Here is a 14,946-nt window from a genome sequence, read left to right on the forward strand (position 1 = left end):
CCGGCCTCAATGGCTCATCAGGCAGCAGACTGGGCTGCGCCGGATGAGGTCGCGGGTGACGCCGCCGAAGGCCCATTCGCGCAGGCGGGAATGGCCGTAGGCCCCCATCACCACGAGGTCGGCCTCCTGGCGACGGGCGAAATCGAGGATCTCCTCGCCCGCGCCCCGGCGGTCGTGCAGCCGATGGGTCGTCACCGCCGCCCCGTGCCGGGCGAGGTAGGCCGCCACCTCCTCCGCGTGCTCCGCCCCGTCGCCCGCCGTGGCGACGAAGACCTGATCGGCATGGCGGATGAAGCCGAGGGCGCCCGACACGGCCCGGCGCGCTTCCACCGTGTCCTTCCAGGCGACGACGATGCGCGAGGCCTTCAGGGTGTCGGTCTCCGGCGGCACCACGAGGACGGGGCGCCCGGCCTCCATCAGCACCGGCCCGGTCGGCACGCATAGCGGCGCCGGCCCGCCCTCCCCATCCTGCCCGACCACCACGAGGTCGGCCGCCCGGGCGAGGCCGACGAGATGGGTGATGGCCCCCTCGTAGGCCGGCCGCCATTCGGTGTCGTAGGCGCCCTCGGCGTTGCGCGCGAACACCTCGCGGGCGCGGCCGAGTTCGGCGAGCACCGCCTCGCGGTTGCGCTCCTCCTGCCGCTGCGCGTCGTAGATGTCGCTGACGAGCACCGGCGCCGGCACCGTCCGGGCGGCCGCGCCGCACAGGATCGCCTCGAACCGCTGCGTGAGGCCGGCGGCCAGCCTGATGCGGCCGGGCGCGCCCGCCGACAGGTCCACCGAAACCAGGATCTTCGCGTAGGACATGGTGACCTCCACGGATCGCGCCGCCGGCCCCTCGGGCGGGCGGCGCCGTTCAGAGGGCGATGCGCATCAGCGCGGTGACGAGGAGCGAGGCCAGCACCGCGAGGATGAGGGTGGTGGCGCTGCCGAGGCGACCGTTCAGGTGGCCGGTGCCGTTCCGCGCCGCCTCCGGCGGGGTCCGCCCCGAGGCGGCGGTGCCGCGCGGCATCCGCACGACCGGCGTGGACAGGGGAATGGGCTGCGTCGTCATGGGGAAACCTCCTGGGAGAGGCCCCCATCGTGGCGTGCCGGGCGCGGCACGCCTTGATCCAGCGCAAAGGCCGGATCGTCGCCGCGCTACTGCACGGGCGGGTTGGTGCTCGCCACGATGGGAAGCCCCGCCGGAGCCTCGCCGCACGCGATGCAGCGCAGGCGCTGGGCCACGGCGACGATGTCCTCGTCGTCCTTGGCGTCGAGCTGGCCCCAGCTCGCCCAGGTGGTGGCGCGGCAGGTCGGGCACCGGGGGATGCGCAGGCCGCGATGGCCGGTCTTCAGCCACTCGCCGACCGTCTGGGGACGGAACACGCTCATGCCGTCCGCGCGGCGGCCGAGGCGGGTACCGGATCGTGTGCCTGGCCCATCGCTGCTTCCCATCTTTCGTTCGCGCCGGTCTATGCCCCGCGAACCGGACGGCGTCGATCACAAAACAGTGTTCATAGATGACATATGGAGATTTTGTCTCACCCAAACGTCGCCGATATCGAACGGTTCCAAATACATACCTGTTTTAAAATTACTTAGAAACGAAACAGCGCGAGGCCGCTTGCATTATAAACTGCGCGGATCTGACGCGAATGCATGCTGGCGTAGCAGTATGACTGCAAAATCGACCAGTGATTGCAAGCATCGGCGCCTCCCCTCCGGGGCGTCCGCCGCGATGCCGGTTTGCGCTGGATCAAGGCCGGGGCCTCGGCGCGGGATCAGTCTCGGCGGCGTCGGGGAAGCCCCGACAGCCCGTGAGGAGGGCCGCCATGGACACCATCTCTCCGCCCCGGACCTGCACCTGTGGCCGCGAGGCGACCTGCCGGACGGCACGGGAGCGCGCGGCGGCCTATCCCGGCGCTCCGGAGCCGACGCCGCCGCAGCCGGATCGCGACGAAGACCGCACCGTCGACTTCGACTGGCTCGACCCGTTGGACGCGTCGGAGTTCGACGCCCTGCGCCTCGCCTGGGCCTTCATGCAGTAGCGGGGCCGGGCAACGCGGCTTCGTCCCGCCGGAGCCCGACGCCGCTGAGTCGCTGCGCGAACATGGCCCGCAGCAACGCCTCCATCTGCGCGGTCGCCGCCTCGATGGAGAGGCCGTCCTGGCGGATGTTTGAGATGCAGTTGCGCCGGGAATCGGGCAGACCGGGCTCCGGCGAGAAGGTGACGTAGCAGCCGAGGCTGTCCGAGGCCGAGAGGCCCGGCCGCTCGCCGATCAGCACCACCACCGCCCGCGCCTTCAGCCGCGCGCCCACGGGATCGCCGAGCGCCACCCGCGCCTGTGTCGCGACGACGAGGGGCGCGAGGCTCCAGCCGGCCCGCTTCGCCCGCGCCGCCAGCGCCGCCGCCGCCGGCACCGCGTTGAGGGCGACCGCCGTCGCGGAGAGCCCGTCCGCGATGACGATGGCGAGGTCGAAGCCCTGTCCCGCCTCGCTGAGGACGGCGTCGCCATCGGGATGGAGCGTGCGGCCCTTGTCCGGGCGGCGCAGGTATTCCGCCCTGTCGGCGACGTTGGAGCGGATTTCGACCGACGCGAGCCCCTGCGCCGTCAGGGCCTCGCGGATCGCGGCCGGATCGAGGGGCGTCCACACCGCCTCGCGGGCGCGGGCATGGTCGAGGCCGAAGGCCAGGGAGGCGGCGGTGGGCCAGCCGGCGCCGTGGGCGCCGAGCGCGATCCGCGCCTGGGTGAGGGAGCGCAGGTCCCGCAGGGAGGGCGGCCGGCTCATGCGGCCTTCCCCGGCAGCAGTCGGGAAGCTTCCGCGAAGGCGCCGGGCAGGTCCCCCGCGCCGCCGCGCAAAAGCCCCCGCGCATCGGTGACGCCGACCTCCCGGAGCCACGCCTCGAATTCCGGGGCCGGCGCCCGGCCGAGGGTCTGCCGCGCGAAGACGGCATCGTGGTGCGACAGGGACTGGTAGTTCAGCATCACGTCGTCCGCCCCCGGCACGGTGATGACGAAGTTCACTCCCGCCGCGCAGAGCAGGGTGAGGAGCGCGTCCATGTCCTCGCCGTCGGCGTCGGCATGGTTGGTGTAGCAGACGTCCACCCCCATCGGCAGGCCGAGGAGCTTGCCGCAGAAATGATCCTCCAGCCCGGCGCGGATGATCTGCTTGCCGTCGTAGAGGTATTCCGGCCCGATGAACCCGACCACGGTGTTGACGAGGAGCGGATCGAACTCCCGCGCCACGGCGTAGGCGCGGGCCTCCATCGTCTGCTGATCGACCCCCCAATGGGCCTCCGCCGAGAGGGCCGAGCCCTGGCCGGTCTCGAAATACATGAACTGCCCGTCCGCCGGGCAGCGGCCCAGCGCCCGTCCCGCCTGCGCGGCCTCGCGCAGGACGGTGAGATCGACCCCGAACCCGGCATTGGCCTTCTGCGAGCCGGCCACCGACTGGAACACCAGATCGACCGGCGCCCCCCGCCCCATCGCCTCGATCGCCACGGTGACGTGGCCGAGGCAGCAATGCTGCGTCGGCACGTTGAGGCGCAGGCGCAGGGTTTCCAGCAACTCCACGATGCGGATGTAATCGGGCAGCGAGTCGGTGGCGGGGTTCACGCCGATCACCGCATCGCCCGAGCCCATCAGTAGCCCGTCGAGGGCCGAGACGAGGATGCCTTCGGACGAATCGGTCGGATGGTTCGGCTGGTTGCGAGTCGAGAGGCGCCCTGGCAGCCCGATCGTCGAGCGGAAGCGCGTCACCACCGGCCGTTTGGCGGCGATGGCCACAAGGTCCTGAAGTCGGCAAATCTTCGAGACGGCCGCGACCAGTTCCGGGGTCAGGCCGGGCGAGAGGGCGGCGAGCACCGGCCCGTCCGCCTCGGTGCGGAGCAGCCATTCCCGGAACGCGCCGACGGTGAGCGAGGAGACCGGCGCGAACGCTTCGGCGTCATGACGCCGGGCGATGAGGTCCGAGACCTCGTCCTCCTCGGAGGGGATCAGCTCCTGTTCGAGGAAGGTCTTGAGGGGCAGGTCGGCCAGCGCGATCTGCGCGGCCAGACGCTCCACCGGCCCCTCCGCCGCGATGCCGGCGAGTTGGTCGCCCGAGCGCTCGGGCGTCGCCTTGGCCATCAGACTCTTCAGGTCGGGGAAGGTGAAGCACGTCCCCTCGATCGTCGTAGCATACGCCATGGCGGGATCTCCGCAGGAGCCTGCCCCGATCCTCGCCGCTCCGGCGCCGGAACGCCAGGGCCCGCCGCATTCCGGCCACGCTTGTCGCTCAGGTGATGTTCATCCTGAGCGGGCCATAGTCATTGCCAAGCTTTGGTATGTTTCGCGTTTGTTACTTGTTACACTGCTGAAACATTTGATAACACTAACTCGTACCGGCACTTAATATTTGCTGAATACAGAGTTCAGAGCCGATTAAATCCCCACCCCATATCAGCGCCGCCATCAGGGCGATGCGCCGAGACGCCGCCGTACCCGCGTGTATGGCAGCAAGCCGGATTCGCCCGTCCGCAGGACGAGACGATGGCTCACGACCACGATGAGGAGGCAGGACCGGCCGCGATCAGGGCCGGTCCGCGCACGGCCGAGCCCCGCCGGGGTTCGGTCGATGCCGGAGCCCGCGCCCGGATCGGGCGCGAGTTGCAGCGGCACTACGCGCAGGTCCTGGCCCTGCCGATCCCCGACCACTTGCGCGCCCTCGTGGACACCCTCGCCGAGCCCGGCGGGATGTCCGAGCGCGCCGAACGGGAGCCTTCGCGATGATGCAGTCCCTTGCTCCGTGCCCCCCGCCGGTGGGGACGCCTCCGGGTGCCGACGCGGAAATGCGCGAGCTCCTGCTCGGCGCGATCCCGGCGCTGCGCGCCTTCGCCTTCTCGCTGACCTACGACCTCGACCGGTCGGACGACCTCGTGCAGGACACGCTGGTGCGGGCCTGGACGCGGGCCGAGAGCTTTCGCCGGGGCACCAACCTCACGGCGTGGCTGTTCACCATCCTGCGCAACTTGTTCTACTCGGAGCAGCGCAAGCGCAAGCGAGAGGTGGAGGACGCCGACGGCGTCCACGCCGCGCGCCTCGCCGCCCTGCCGGAGCAGGAGGTGCGGATGGAGATGGCGCAGTTTCAGGATGCCCTGAACCTGCTGCCCCATGCCCAGCGCGAGGCGCTGATCCTCGTGGGCGCGCAGAGCTTCACCTACGAGGAAGCCGCCGAGATCTGCGGCGTGGCGGTGGGCACCATCAAGAGCCGGGTCAGCCGCGCCCGCGTGCGGCTGATCGAGAATCTCGGCATGCAGGGCACGGACGACATCGGCGCCGACAGTGCCACGCGGGCCGCGCTCGAAGACCGCTGACCGGCGCTACTTGATGAGCCGCACCACCTCGCGGAAGCGGGGATGGGCGGCCGTGCCGATCCACTCGAACACCACCATCTCGGTGGTGACGATGTCCGCGCCATGGGCCGCGAGGCGGGCCAAAGCCGCCTCGCGGTTCTCGGTGCGCCGGGAGCCCACCGCGTTGCGCACGATCCGCACCGGATGCCCCGCTGTCATCAGGCCGAGCGCCGTCTGCAGCACGCAGATATGCGCCTCGCAGCCCGCGAGGATCACCTCCGCCCCGTCCGGGACATGGGCAAGGAAGCCCTCCCGGCGGGTCACGTCGAACTCCATCTTGGCGATGGTCTCGCCGCCGGCCAGCTCCCGCACCGTGGCGCCCAGGGCGTCGGGGTTCTGCTCGGTGAGCAGCACCGGCACGCCGAGGAGCCCCGCCGCGTCCTTCAGGCGCCGCGCGTTGGCGATCATCGCCTCGGCGTCCGCGATGGCCGGCACGAGCCGGGCCTGGATGTCGACGAGGACGAGGAGCGAGCGTGCAGCATCGATGGGCGGCAGCGGCATGGAGGGCCTTCAGTAGGTGGCGAAGAGATCGGCGACGGTCGCGCGATCCTGCGTCACGGTGAGCGCCAGGGACAACAGGATGCGCGCCTTCTGCGGCGTCAGGTTGTCGGCGGTGAGGATGCCGCGCTCCCGCAGCCGCGTGCTCAGGGGGACGATGCCGCTGCCCGCCCGCGTCGACATCACCACGATCAGCCCCGCCCCTGCCGCCTCTTCGAGGGCGTCGGCCTCGGCGGGGGGCACCATGCCGGGGGCGAGGCCCGCCGCCACGAGACCCCACGCGCCCGCCGCGCGGAAGGCGCGCACCGCCGTCCCGTCCGCGTCGGCATAGGCGTAGGCGATGTCCACGCGCGGCAGGGCCGCCCGCGCACGGATGTCGAAGGGCGTGCCGGGGGCGTGCGCCCGCTCGGTGCGGCGGTAGTAGCGCACGCTGTCGCCATCGACATGGCCGAGCACCCCGAAATCCGGCGTGCGGAAGGTCTGCAGCCGGGTGACGGAGGTCTTGGTAACCTCCCGTGCCGCCTGGATCTCGTCGTTCAGGACGACCAGCACTCCGCGCCCGCGCGAGGCCGGCGCGGCGGCGGTGCGCACGGCCGCCACGAGGTTGAGCCCGGCATCGGTGGACAGGGCGCTCATGGGACGCTGCGAGCCGACGAGCACCACCGGCAGGTCGACCGTGAGCGTGAGGCTCAGGGCATAGGCCGTCTCTTCCAGCGTCGCCGTGCCGTGGCCGATGACGATGCCGGCGAGGTCGGGATGCTCACCCGCGACGCGCTCGCAGAGCAGGACGAGGTCACGCCATTCCGCGTAGCCGATGGCCGGGCTCGTCACCGCCCGGAACGGCACCGGCACGATCTCCGCGACCCGCGCCAGGTCCGGCACCGCCGCGACGATGCCCCCGGCATCGAGCCGCCGGTCGGTGGCCGTATAATCGAGGATATCGAGCGGGTCGCGCCCAAGCGACGAGATCGTCCCACCCGTGCCGATGAACGCGACTTTCGGCTGACCCTTCATCCTGATCCTCACTCCCTCTCCGACGGGCCTGCGATGCGCCCGCCGAAGGGGGAGTGCAAGAGAGGAGCCGCGCCTCAGCTCTGGAAGTCGAACAGCAGGGCCGAGGAGGATTGCGCGGTGCTGCTCTGTCCGCTCGCCGCGTAGCCCGTACCGCTCGATTGCGCGGCCTGGAGCTGCTGTATGAACGCGCTCAGGAGATCGCTCGTGCTCGACGTGCTGCTGGACGACGACGAAGACGACGTGCTGGCATCGGCCCCGGGGGGCGGGCCGGGCGGGGGCGGACCCTGCGGACCGTCGGTGTCGCTGTCCGAGTCGCTGCTGCTGCTGGTGACGCTCTTGCCGTGGCTGGCGAAGAGGTTCTTCAGCTCGCTCGCCTGATCGCTGGTCAGGGTGCCGCTGCTGACCTGATCGGAGATCAGGCTGTCGATCCGGTCCTTCATGGACGACGGGTCGAGGCGGGTGGTGGACGTGCTCGACGAGGACGAGCTCGACAGGCTCGAATCGATGGAGGACAGCGCGCTGGTCAGCGCGTCGGCGTCGGTGCTGCTGAGGGCACCGCTCGCCTCCTGCTGCTGGATGGCGCTGGCCATTCGGTTCTTGCCCGAATGCGCATGGCTCGTCGCCTGGGCCGTATAGGCTTGGCTGGTACTGGAGATGCTGGTCACGGGGTTCAAACTCGGCACGGAATCGCCGGCACGCCCGGCAGCGGGTCCGTGTGCAATTTACCCACGCTTCCCTTAAGAGGGCGTTGACGCCCCCCTGGATCTCACACCACCAAATTCACGATCCGCCCCGGCACCACGATCACCTTGCGCGGGGCCTTGCCCTCCAGGACCTTCTGGACGGCCTCGAGGGCGAGCGTCGCGGCTTCGACGGCCTTGGCGTCGGCATCGCGCGGGACGGTGACGTCCGCCCGCTTCTTGCCGTTGATCTGCACCGGCAGGGTGATCTCGTCCTCGACCAGCAGACCGGCCTCGGCCTCCGGCCAGGGCGCCGCCGCGACGAGGCCGTCCCGGCCCAGCGCCGTCCAGCACTCCTCGGCGAGGTGGGGCATCATCGGCGCGATGAGCTGCACGAGAATGCCCGCGGCCTCCTTGGCGGCGGCCCGAGTGGCGGCCCCGCGCAAGCCTTCATCCAGCGCGTTGGCCAAGGTGTAGATGTGCGCGACGCAGCGGTTGAAGCGCAGCCGCTCGACATCCTCGCCCACGGAGGCCAGCGCCCGGTGGGCCGCCTTGCGAAGCGCCAGATCGGACGCGCCGTCGCCCGTGGCCGCACAGGCAGCGTTCACGAGGCGCCACACGCGCTGCACGAAGCGGGCTGCCCCCTGCACCCCCTCCTCCGTCCAGATCACGTCGCGCTCCGGCGGCGAATCCGAGAGCATGAACCAGCGGGCCGTGTCGGCGCCGTAGCTCGCGATGATGTCGTCCGGGTCCACGACGTTCTTCTTGGACTTCGACATCTTCTCGATCGGCCCGATGGTTACCGGGCCGTTAGTTTTCACGTGAAACGCCTGCCGCTCCCCGCCCTCGCTGGTGAGGCGGATGTCGGCCGGAGGCACCCAGGCGCCGGCCGCGTCCTTGTAGGTCTCGTGGACCACCATGCCCTGCGTGAACAGGCCGGCGAACGGCTCGGACACGCCGGACCAGCCGGTCTCGCGCATCGCCCGCGTGAAGAAGCGGGCGTAGAGCAGGTGCAGGATCGCGTGCTCGATGCCGCCGATATACTGGTCCACCGGCAGCCAGCGGTTCACCGTCTCGGCATCCGTGGGCTCGTTCGTCAGCCACGGGGCGGTGAAGCGGGCGAAGTACCACGACGAATCCACGAAGGTGTCCATCGTGTCCGTCTCGCGCCGAGCGGCGGCCCCGCATTGCGGGCAGGGCACCTGCCGCCACGCCGCATCCCGCTCCAGCGGGTTGCCGGGCTGATCGAAGGACACCTCCTCCGGCAGCTTCACCGGCAGGTCCGCCACCGGCACCGGCACGGGGCCACACGAGTCGCAATGGATGATCGGGATCGGGCAGCCCCAGTAGCGCTGGCGCGAGACGCCCCAGTCGCGCAGGCGGAACTGCACCTTGCGGGTCGCGACTCCCTCCCCTTCCAGGCGACTCGCCACCGCGGCGAAGGCCTCGTCCGTGGTCATGCCGTCGAGGAAGCGCGAGTGGATCATCCGCCCATCGCCGTCATAGGCGGTGTCGGTGATGACGAAGCTCGCTGGATCCTGCCCCTCGGGGCAGACGACCGGTGTGTTGCCGAGCCCGTACTTGTTGGCGAAGTCGAGGTCGCGCTGGTCATGCGCCGGGCAGCCGAACACGGCGCCGGTGCCGTACTCCATCAGCACGAAGTTCGCGACGTAGACCGGCAATTCCCAGGACGGGGCGAGGGGGTGGCGCACCCGCAGGCCGGTGTCGAAGCCGAGCTTCTCCGCCGTGTCGATGGCCGCCTGGGCCGTGCCGATGCGTTGGCATTCGGCGATGAAGCCCTGCAGCGCCGCGTTGCCCTCGGCGAGGCTCGCGGCGATCGGATGGTCGGCGGCGATGGCGAGGAACTTCGCGCCGAACAGCGTGTCGGGCCGCGTCGTGTAGACGGTGATGCTATCTCCGTAGCCGGCAACGCTCTGCGTCAGGCCGAAGCGGACCTCCAGCCCCTCGGAGCGGCCGATCCAGTTCTTCTGCATCAGCCGGACCTTCTCCGGCCAGCGGTCGAGGCCGTCGAGGGCGGTGAGCAGGTCTTCCGCGAAATGGGTGATGCGGAAGAACCATTGGGTCAGCTCGCGCTGCTCCACCAGCGCGCCCGAGCGCCAGCCGCGCCCGTCGATCACCTGCTCGTTGGCGAGCACGGTGTGGTCCACGGGGTCCCAGTTCACCTTTGCCGTGCGCCGCGCGACGAGCCCCTTCTCCAGGAAGTCGAGGAACATGCGCTGCTGGTGCTTGTAATAATCGGGGTCGCAGGTGGCGATCTCCCGGCTCCAGTCGAGCGACAGCCCCATCGACTGCAACTGCCCGCGCATCGTGGCGATGTTCTCGTAGGTCCAGGTGCGCGGGTTGACCTTGCGCTCCATGGCGGCGTTCTCGGCCGGCAGGCCGAAGGCGTCCCAGCCCATCGGGTGCAGCACGTTGAAGCCCTTGGCGCGCTTGTAGCGGGCCACCACGTCGCCCATCGCGTAGTTGCGGACGTGGCCCATGTGGATGCGCCCCGACGGGTAGGGGAACATCTCCAGCACGTAGTATTTCTGGCGCTGGTCCGCGTTGTCCGTCTCGAAGATCTTGGCTTGCGACCACGCCGCCTGCCAGCGCGGCTCGGCATCCTTGGCGTTGTAGCGTTCGATCGGGGTGGGAGCGTCGGTCATCGGGCCGGGTCTGTCGCGGGAACGGGCGTCTTGCGGCGCAGTAGCATATCCGGGAGGCGACGGGTCAACGGCCCTTGCATGGCGGCTGCGTCCGTGCTTGCCCCCATCGGCGAGACCGAGGAGCCTTCCATGCCTGCCCCCCTGCCCGGACCGCCCGCCCGCGCCGAGACCGGCCACATGCCCCCGGTGGGCGAGGCCGACGTCGCCGCCGGGCTCGCGGAGGTGCGCGAGGGCGTCGCCCGCGCGGCCCGCGACAGCGACCGCGACCCGGCCGACGTCCATCTCATCGCCATCTCGAAGACGGTGCCGGCGGAGGGCATCCTGCCGGCGCTGGAGGCCGGGCAACGCCTGTTCGGCGAGAACTACGTGCAGGAATCGACCGCGAAATGGCCCGCGCTCAAGGAGCGGTATCCGGACGTGGAGTTGCACCTCGTCGGGCCGCTGCAATCGAACAAGGCGCGTGAGGCGGTGGCCCTGTTCGACGTGATCCATTCCCTCGACCGGCTGTCGCTCGCCGCCGCCCTCGCCAAGGAGATCACCCGCCAGGGACGGACGCCGAAGCTGCTCATTCAAGTGAACACGGGAGACGAGGAGCAGAAATCCGGCGTTCCCGTCGATGAGCTCGACACGCTGCTCGCCGCCTGCCGCGACACCCATGGGCTCGCGATCCAGGGCCTGATGTGCATCCCGCCCGTGGAGGATCCGCCCTCGGCGCATTTCGCCCTGCTGGCGAAGCTCGCCCATGAGCGCAACCTGCCGATCCTGTCCATGGGCATGAGCGCCGATTACCCGGCGGCGATCCAGGTGGGCGCGACCCATGTCCGGGTCGGCACCGCGATCTTCGGGCGGCGGCTCAATCGATGACGAGGCGGTAGCCCACGCCGCGCACCGTCTGCAGGAAGGAGGGGTTGGCCGGGTCCACCTCGATCTTCCGGCGCAGGCGGTTGATCTGCACGTCGATCGCCCGCTCGGCCGCCGCGCCACCGGCACCGGCCAGATGCTCGCGCTCGACGCCCGCCCCGGCGGCCTGGGCGAGGACCGCCAGGATCTCGCGTTCCCGCTCGGTGATGCGCAGGGTCTCGCCGTCGCGACGCAACTCGCCCTTGTCGGGGCGGAACACGAAGGGCCCGAAGGAGACCGGCGCCGCATCCGCGTCGCGCGGGCGGACGGGCCCCCGGTTGATGATGTTGTTGAGCCGTAGCGTCAGCTCGCGCGGGTCGAAGGGCTTGGGCAGGTAATCGTCGGCGCCGATCTCCAGCCCCATCACCCGGTCGTTCGGGTTCGAGCGGGCGGTGAGCATCAGGATCGGCACCTTCGAGGTCTCGCGGACGCTGCGGGCGTAATCGAACCCGTTCTCGCCGGGCATCATCACGTCGAGCACCATGGCGTCGAAGACCAGGGCCTGGGCGCGCGCCCGCGCCTCCTCGGCGCTCGCCGCCGCCGTCACCCGGAAGCCCTGGTCTGCGAGGTAGCGGGCGAGCAATTCGCGCAGGCGGCGGTCGTCGTCCACCACGAGGATGTGGGGGGCCTCGTCGGGCAGGTCGGCCGGGTCGAGACGGGCGGGGGACGACATCAGGCCCCCCCTCCGCCGCGCACGGTCCTGCGGGCCATCAGGCGGCGCACCGCCGGCCTGTCCTCCGGCTCGATCATCGCCATCAGGAAATCCTCCGGTGAGGCGGTCGCGTCCGGCGAAGCGAGGGCCCGCGCCAGCCGCCGAGCCTGCACGCGGGTGAGGTCGGCGGCGAGCGCCGCCCCCGATTCGGTGCAGGTGAGGAGCCGCTGGCGCCGGTCGGTCTCGCCGGGGCGCTGGACGACGTAGCCCTGCCCGATCAGGTCCTTCAGCACCCGGTTGAGGCTCTGCTTGGTGATGCGCAGGATGTCGAGGAGTTCGGCGATGGTCAGGCCGGGATAGCGGTCCACGAAGTGGAGCACCCGGTGGTGCGCGCGCCCGAAGCCATAGGCCGTGAGGATCCGGTCGGGATCGCCGACGAAGTCGCGATAGGCGAAGAACAGGAGCTCGATCAGGTCGTCGCCGGCAGGCTGGTGCCGCACGGTGCCGACGACGGATTTCGAGACGGAGTGCGCCTCGCGCGGGGCTATCGGTGTCACGGCGCGGCCGCTCCCCGAACGGGCGATAGGTCAGTGCCTATGACGTTTCACAGCGCACGCGCGGCCCGTCAACCCTGGCCGGGGGGCGGGGTCAGGTCACGATGCGACGCTTGTCTCGGCCTCAGCAGGGGTAGTAACGTTCCTACACCTGCTCATCCGTGGGGAGCACGGCCATGCCGAGCACCATCCTGTCCAGCCGCGAATTCAATCAGGATACCGGGCGCGCGAAGAAGGCCGCCGCCGAGGGCCCAGTCTTCATCACCGATCGCGGGCGGCCCGCGCACGTCCTGCTGAGCATCGAGGAGTACCGGCGTCTGACGGGACAAGGCCAGGACATCGCGGACGCCCTCGGTTGGCCCGCCGGGGTCGAGGATGTCGAGATCGACTTTCCCCGCTCGCGGGATCTGGCCGGCGGGGCCGACTTCTCCTGATGGTCCTCCTCGACACCAACGTCGTCTCGGAACTGCGGAAGGTTCGGACGGGCAAGGCGCATCCGAACGTCGCCGCATGGTCGCGCACGGTCTCCCCGGCGAGCCTGTTCCTCTCCGTGATCACCGTTCACGAGCTGGAGGTCGGTGTCGGCCTGCTGGAGCGGCGGGATCCGGTGCAGGGTGCGCTCCTGCGGACGTGGCTCGACGGCCATGCGCTGCCGACCTTCGCGGGGCGATGTCTCCCGGTCGATGCGCCAGTCGCCCGCGCCAGCGCGCGCCTGCACATCCCCGACCCGATCCCCTTTCGGGACGGGCTGATCGCCGCCACCGCCCTCGTCCACGGACTGACGGTGGTCACCCGGAACGTCGCCGACTTTGCGGCGACGGGGGTGCCCCTCGTCAATCCGTGGGAGCCTTGAGACCCTAGAACAGCCCGTCGATCTGGCCGTTCGCGTCCAGCCGGATCGTGTCGGCCGCCGGGACCTTGGGCAGGCCGGGCATGGTCATGATCTCACCGCAGATCGCCACGATGAAGCCCGCGCCGGCCGACAGGCGGACGTCGCGCACCGCCACCACGTGGCCCTCGGGGGCGCCCATCAGCGTCGGGTCGGTCGAGAACGAGTACTGCGTCTTGGCCATGCAGATCGGCAGGTGGCCGTAGCCCACCTTCTCAAAGCCGGCGAGCTTCTGCGCGGCCTTCGATTCGATCTGCACGTCCCCCGCGCCGTAGAGCTTCGTCGCGATGGCGCGGATCTTGTCGGTGAGCTTCGTCTCGGTCTCGTAGGTGTAGCGGATGGCTTGCGCGCCGCCCTCCGAGAGCTTCACCACCGCGCGGGCCAGTTCCTCGGCGCCCGCGCCGCCATCCGCCCAGTGCTTGCAGGTGATGGCCTCGACGCCGAGCTTCTCGCTGCACAGCGCCTTCAGCTTGGCGTGCTCGGCATCGGTGTCGGCGTAGAAGTGGTTCACCGCCACCACCACCGGCAGGCCGAAATTGCGCACGTTGGTGACGTGGCGGGCGAGGTTGGCGAAGCCCTTCTCCAGGGCGTCCACGTTCTCGGAGCCGAGGTCCTTCTTGTTCACGCCGCCATGCATCTTGAGGGCGCGGACGGTCGCCACGATCACCACCGCCGAGGGGCTGATGCCCGCCTGCCGGCACTTGATGTCGAGGAACTTCTCCGCCCCGAGATCGGCGCCGAAGCCGGCCTCCGTCACCGTGTAGTCGGCGAGCCGCAGGCCGGCGCGGGTGGCGATCACCGAATTGCAGCCGTGAGCGATGTTGGCGAAGGGCCCGCCGTGGATCAGCGCCGGGTTACCCTCCAGCGTCTGCACGAGGTTCGGCTGCAGCGCGTCCTTCAGGAGCACCGTCATGGCGCCCGTGGCCTTCACGTCCTTGAGGGTCACGAGCTTGCGGTCGCGGGTCTCGGCGATCACGATCCGGCCGAGGCGCTCTTCCAGGTCCTCGAGGTTCTTGGCGAGGCAGAACACCGCCATCACCTCGGAGGCGACGGTGATGTCGAACCCGTCCTCGCGGGGGAAGCCGTTGGCGACGCCGCCCAGCGACTGGGTGATGGCCCGCAGCGCCCGGTCGTTCATGTCCACCACGCGGCGCCAGAAGATGCGGCGCACGTCGATGTTGAGCTCGTTCGCCCAGTAGACGTGGTTGTCGATCAGCGCCGCCGCGAGGCTGTGCGCCGAGGTGATGGCGTGGAAGTCGCCGGTGAAGTGCAGGTTGATCTGCTCCATCGGCACGACCTGCGCCTTGCCGCCACCGGCCGCGCCGCCCTTCATGCCGAAGCACGGCCCCAGCGAGGGCTCGCGCAGGCAGATCATCGTCTTCTCGCCGATGCGGTTCAGGGCGTCGCCGAGGCCGACCGTCGTGGTGGTCTTGCCCTCGCCGGCCGGCGTCGGGGAGATGGCGGTGACGAGGACCAGCTTGCCCTCCGGCCGCCCTTCGAGGGACTGGATGAAGCCGTGGTCGAGCTTGGCGATGTGCTTGCCGTAATTGTGCAGGGCCTCGTCCGGGATGCCGAGCTTCTCGGCGACCTGGGCGATGGGCCTCAGGGTCGCCGCGCGGGCGATCTCGATATCGGACGGCATGGCGTTCCCTCCCTGTCAGCCGCACGGTGGCCCCCGGCGGACAGGCCCGCGCGGGGTTTGCCGCGCATGGGGCG

The 14,946-nt window shown here is 70.4% G+C and carries 18 protein-coding genes; 6 read left to right on the forward strand and 12 right to left on the reverse strand.

The window, feature by feature from the left end; all coding sequences use genetic code 11:
- Window positions 1-6 precede the first annotated feature (6 nt).
- From MKK52_RS26420 to MKK52_RS26430, 3 genes are all read right to left on the reverse strand, one after another.
- A complete protein-coding gene (locus MKK52_RS26420; protein WP_243959588.1) occupies window positions 7-807 on the reverse strand; it encodes a universal stress protein in 801 nt (266 codons plus the stop codon).
- Between the two features lie 49 nt (window positions 808-856).
- Window positions 857-1,054 carry a hypothetical protein gene (locus tag MKK52_RS26425; RefSeq protein ID WP_243959590.1) on the reverse strand — a complete coding sequence of 66 codons (198 nt, stop codon included), beginning with the start codon at window positions 1,052-1,054 and terminating at the stop codon, window positions 857-859.
- A gap of 86 nt (window positions 1,055-1,140) precedes the next feature.
- Window positions 1,141-1,374: a hypothetical protein gene (locus MKK52_RS26430; protein WP_243959592.1), complete on the reverse strand. Its 234-nt coding sequence runs from the start codon at window positions 1,372-1,374 to the stop codon at window positions 1,141-1,143.
- A gap of 440 nt (window positions 1,375-1,814) precedes the next feature.
- On the opposite strand from MKK52_RS26430, the gene MKK52_RS26435 reads away from it, so the two are divergent.
- Window positions 1,815-2,030 carry a hypothetical protein gene (locus MKK52_RS26435; protein WP_243959594.1) on the forward strand — a complete coding sequence of 72 codons (216 nt, stop codon included), beginning with the start codon at window positions 1,815-1,817 and terminating at the stop codon, window positions 2,028-2,030.
- On the opposite strand, the gene eutC is transcribed toward MKK52_RS26435, so the two are convergent.
- Both eutC and MKK52_RS26445 read right to left on the reverse strand, forming a co-directional pair.
- Window positions 2,020-2,772, reverse strand: coding sequence for an ethanolamine ammonia-lyase subunit EutC (gene eutC, locus MKK52_RS26440; RefSeq protein WP_243959595.1), 753 nt, complete (start codon window positions 2,770-2,772; stop codon window positions 2,020-2,022). The genes MKK52_RS26435 and eutC overlap by 11 nt on opposite strands.
- On the reverse strand, window positions 2,769-4,172 hold the full coding sequence (locus MKK52_RS26445) for an ethanolamine ammonia-lyase subunit EutB (RefSeq protein ID WP_243959597.1): 1,404 nt from the start codon (window positions 4,170-4,172) through the stop codon (window positions 2,769-2,771). Before MKK52_RS26445 ends, eutC begins: the two co-directional genes overlap by 4 nt.
- A gap of 342 nt (window positions 4,173-4,514) precedes the next feature.
- Between MKK52_RS26445 and MKK52_RS26450 the strand changes: the two genes are divergently transcribed.
- Together MKK52_RS26450 and MKK52_RS26455 are read left to right on the forward strand one after the other, a co-directional pair.
- Entirely contained in the window at window positions 4,515-4,754 is a 240-nt protein-coding gene (locus MKK52_RS26450; RefSeq protein WP_243959599.1) for a NepR family anti-sigma factor, read from the forward strand.
- Between the two features lie 59 nt (window positions 4,755-4,813).
- Window positions 4,814-5,338, forward strand: a complete 525-nt coding sequence (locus tag MKK52_RS26455) for a sigma-70 family RNA polymerase sigma factor (RefSeq protein ID WP_243959601.1) — start codon at window positions 4,814-4,816, stop codon at window positions 5,336-5,338.
- Window positions 5,339-5,344: 6 nt separating this feature from the next.
- On the opposite strand, the gene MKK52_RS26460 is transcribed toward MKK52_RS26455, so the two are convergent.
- The 4 genes from MKK52_RS26460 to leuS all read right to left on the reverse strand — a co-directional run bounded on the left by MKK52_RS26460 (window position 5,345) and on the right by leuS (window position 10,235).
- Window positions 5,345-5,878 carry an isochorismatase family protein gene (locus MKK52_RS26460; protein ID WP_313898781.1) on the reverse strand — a complete coding sequence of 178 codons (534 nt, stop codon included), beginning with the start codon at window positions 5,876-5,878 and terminating at the stop codon, window positions 5,345-5,347.
- Window positions 5,879-5,887: 9 nt separating this feature from the next.
- Entirely contained in the window at window positions 5,888-6,889 is a 1,002-nt protein-coding gene (locus MKK52_RS26465; protein ID WP_243959802.1) for an asparaginase, read from the reverse strand.
- Between the two features lie 74 nt (window positions 6,890-6,963).
- Window positions 6,964-7,554, reverse strand: coding sequence for a hypothetical protein (locus MKK52_RS26470; protein WP_243959603.1), 591 nt, complete (start codon window positions 7,552-7,554; stop codon window positions 6,964-6,966).
- Between the two features lie 101 nt (window positions 7,555-7,655).
- Window positions 7,656-10,235, reverse strand: coding sequence for a leucine--tRNA ligase (gene leuS, locus MKK52_RS26475; protein ID WP_243959605.1), 2,580 nt, complete (start codon window positions 10,233-10,235; stop codon window positions 7,656-7,658).
- 129 nt (window positions 10,236-10,364) lie between these two features.
- Here leuS and MKK52_RS26480 point away from each other — a divergent pair, with 129 nt between their 5' ends.
- Entirely contained in the window at window positions 10,365-11,099 is a 735-nt protein-coding gene (locus tag MKK52_RS26480; protein WP_243959607.1) for a YggS family pyridoxal phosphate-dependent enzyme, read from the forward strand.
- Here MKK52_RS26480 and MKK52_RS26485 read toward each other — a convergent pair.
- Both MKK52_RS26485 and MKK52_RS26490 read right to left on the reverse strand, forming a co-directional pair.
- Window positions 11,089-11,808 (reverse strand): response regulator, encoded by a 720-nt coding sequence (locus tag MKK52_RS26485; RefSeq protein WP_243959609.1) that lies wholly within the window; start codon window positions 11,806-11,808, stop codon window positions 11,089-11,091. The two genes, MKK52_RS26480 and MKK52_RS26485, sit on opposite strands and share 11 nt — an antisense overlap.
- The gene (locus tag MKK52_RS26490) at window positions 11,808-12,344 is read right to left on the reverse strand and encodes a MarR family winged helix-turn-helix transcriptional regulator (RefSeq protein ID WP_409564746.1); all 537 of its coding nucleotides are present in this window, start codon (window positions 12,342-12,344) and stop codon (window positions 11,808-11,810) included. The genes MKK52_RS26485 and MKK52_RS26490 overlap by 1 nt, the downstream gene beginning before the upstream one ends.
- Before the next feature lie 173 nt (window positions 12,345-12,517).
- Between MKK52_RS26490 and MKK52_RS26495 the strand changes: the two genes are divergently transcribed.
- Both MKK52_RS26495 and MKK52_RS26500 read left to right on the forward strand, forming a co-directional pair.
- Window positions 12,518-12,775, forward strand: a complete 258-nt coding sequence (locus tag MKK52_RS26495) for a type II toxin-antitoxin system Phd/YefM family antitoxin (RefSeq protein WP_243959611.1) — start codon at window positions 12,518-12,520, stop codon at window positions 12,773-12,775.
- A complete protein-coding gene (locus MKK52_RS26500) occupies window positions 12,775-13,194 on the forward strand; it encodes a type II toxin-antitoxin system VapC family toxin (RefSeq protein WP_409564747.1) in 420 nt (139 codons plus the stop codon). Before MKK52_RS26495 ends, MKK52_RS26500 begins: the two co-directional genes overlap by 1 nt.
- Before the next feature lie 4 nt (window positions 13,195-13,198).
- Here the strand turns inward: MKK52_RS26500 and MKK52_RS26505 are convergent, their stop codons facing one another.
- Entirely contained in the window at window positions 13,199-14,872 is a 1,674-nt protein-coding gene (locus tag MKK52_RS26505) for a formate--tetrahydrofolate ligase (RefSeq protein ID WP_243959613.1), read from the reverse strand.
- Between the last annotated feature and the right edge of the window lie 74 nt (window positions 14,873-14,946).

Source organism: Methylobacterium sp. J-067, from assembly GCF_022829465.1.
GTDB classification, from domain to species: domain Bacteria; phylum Pseudomonadota; class Alphaproteobacteria; order Rhizobiales; family Beijerinckiaceae; genus Methylobacterium; species Methylobacterium litchii.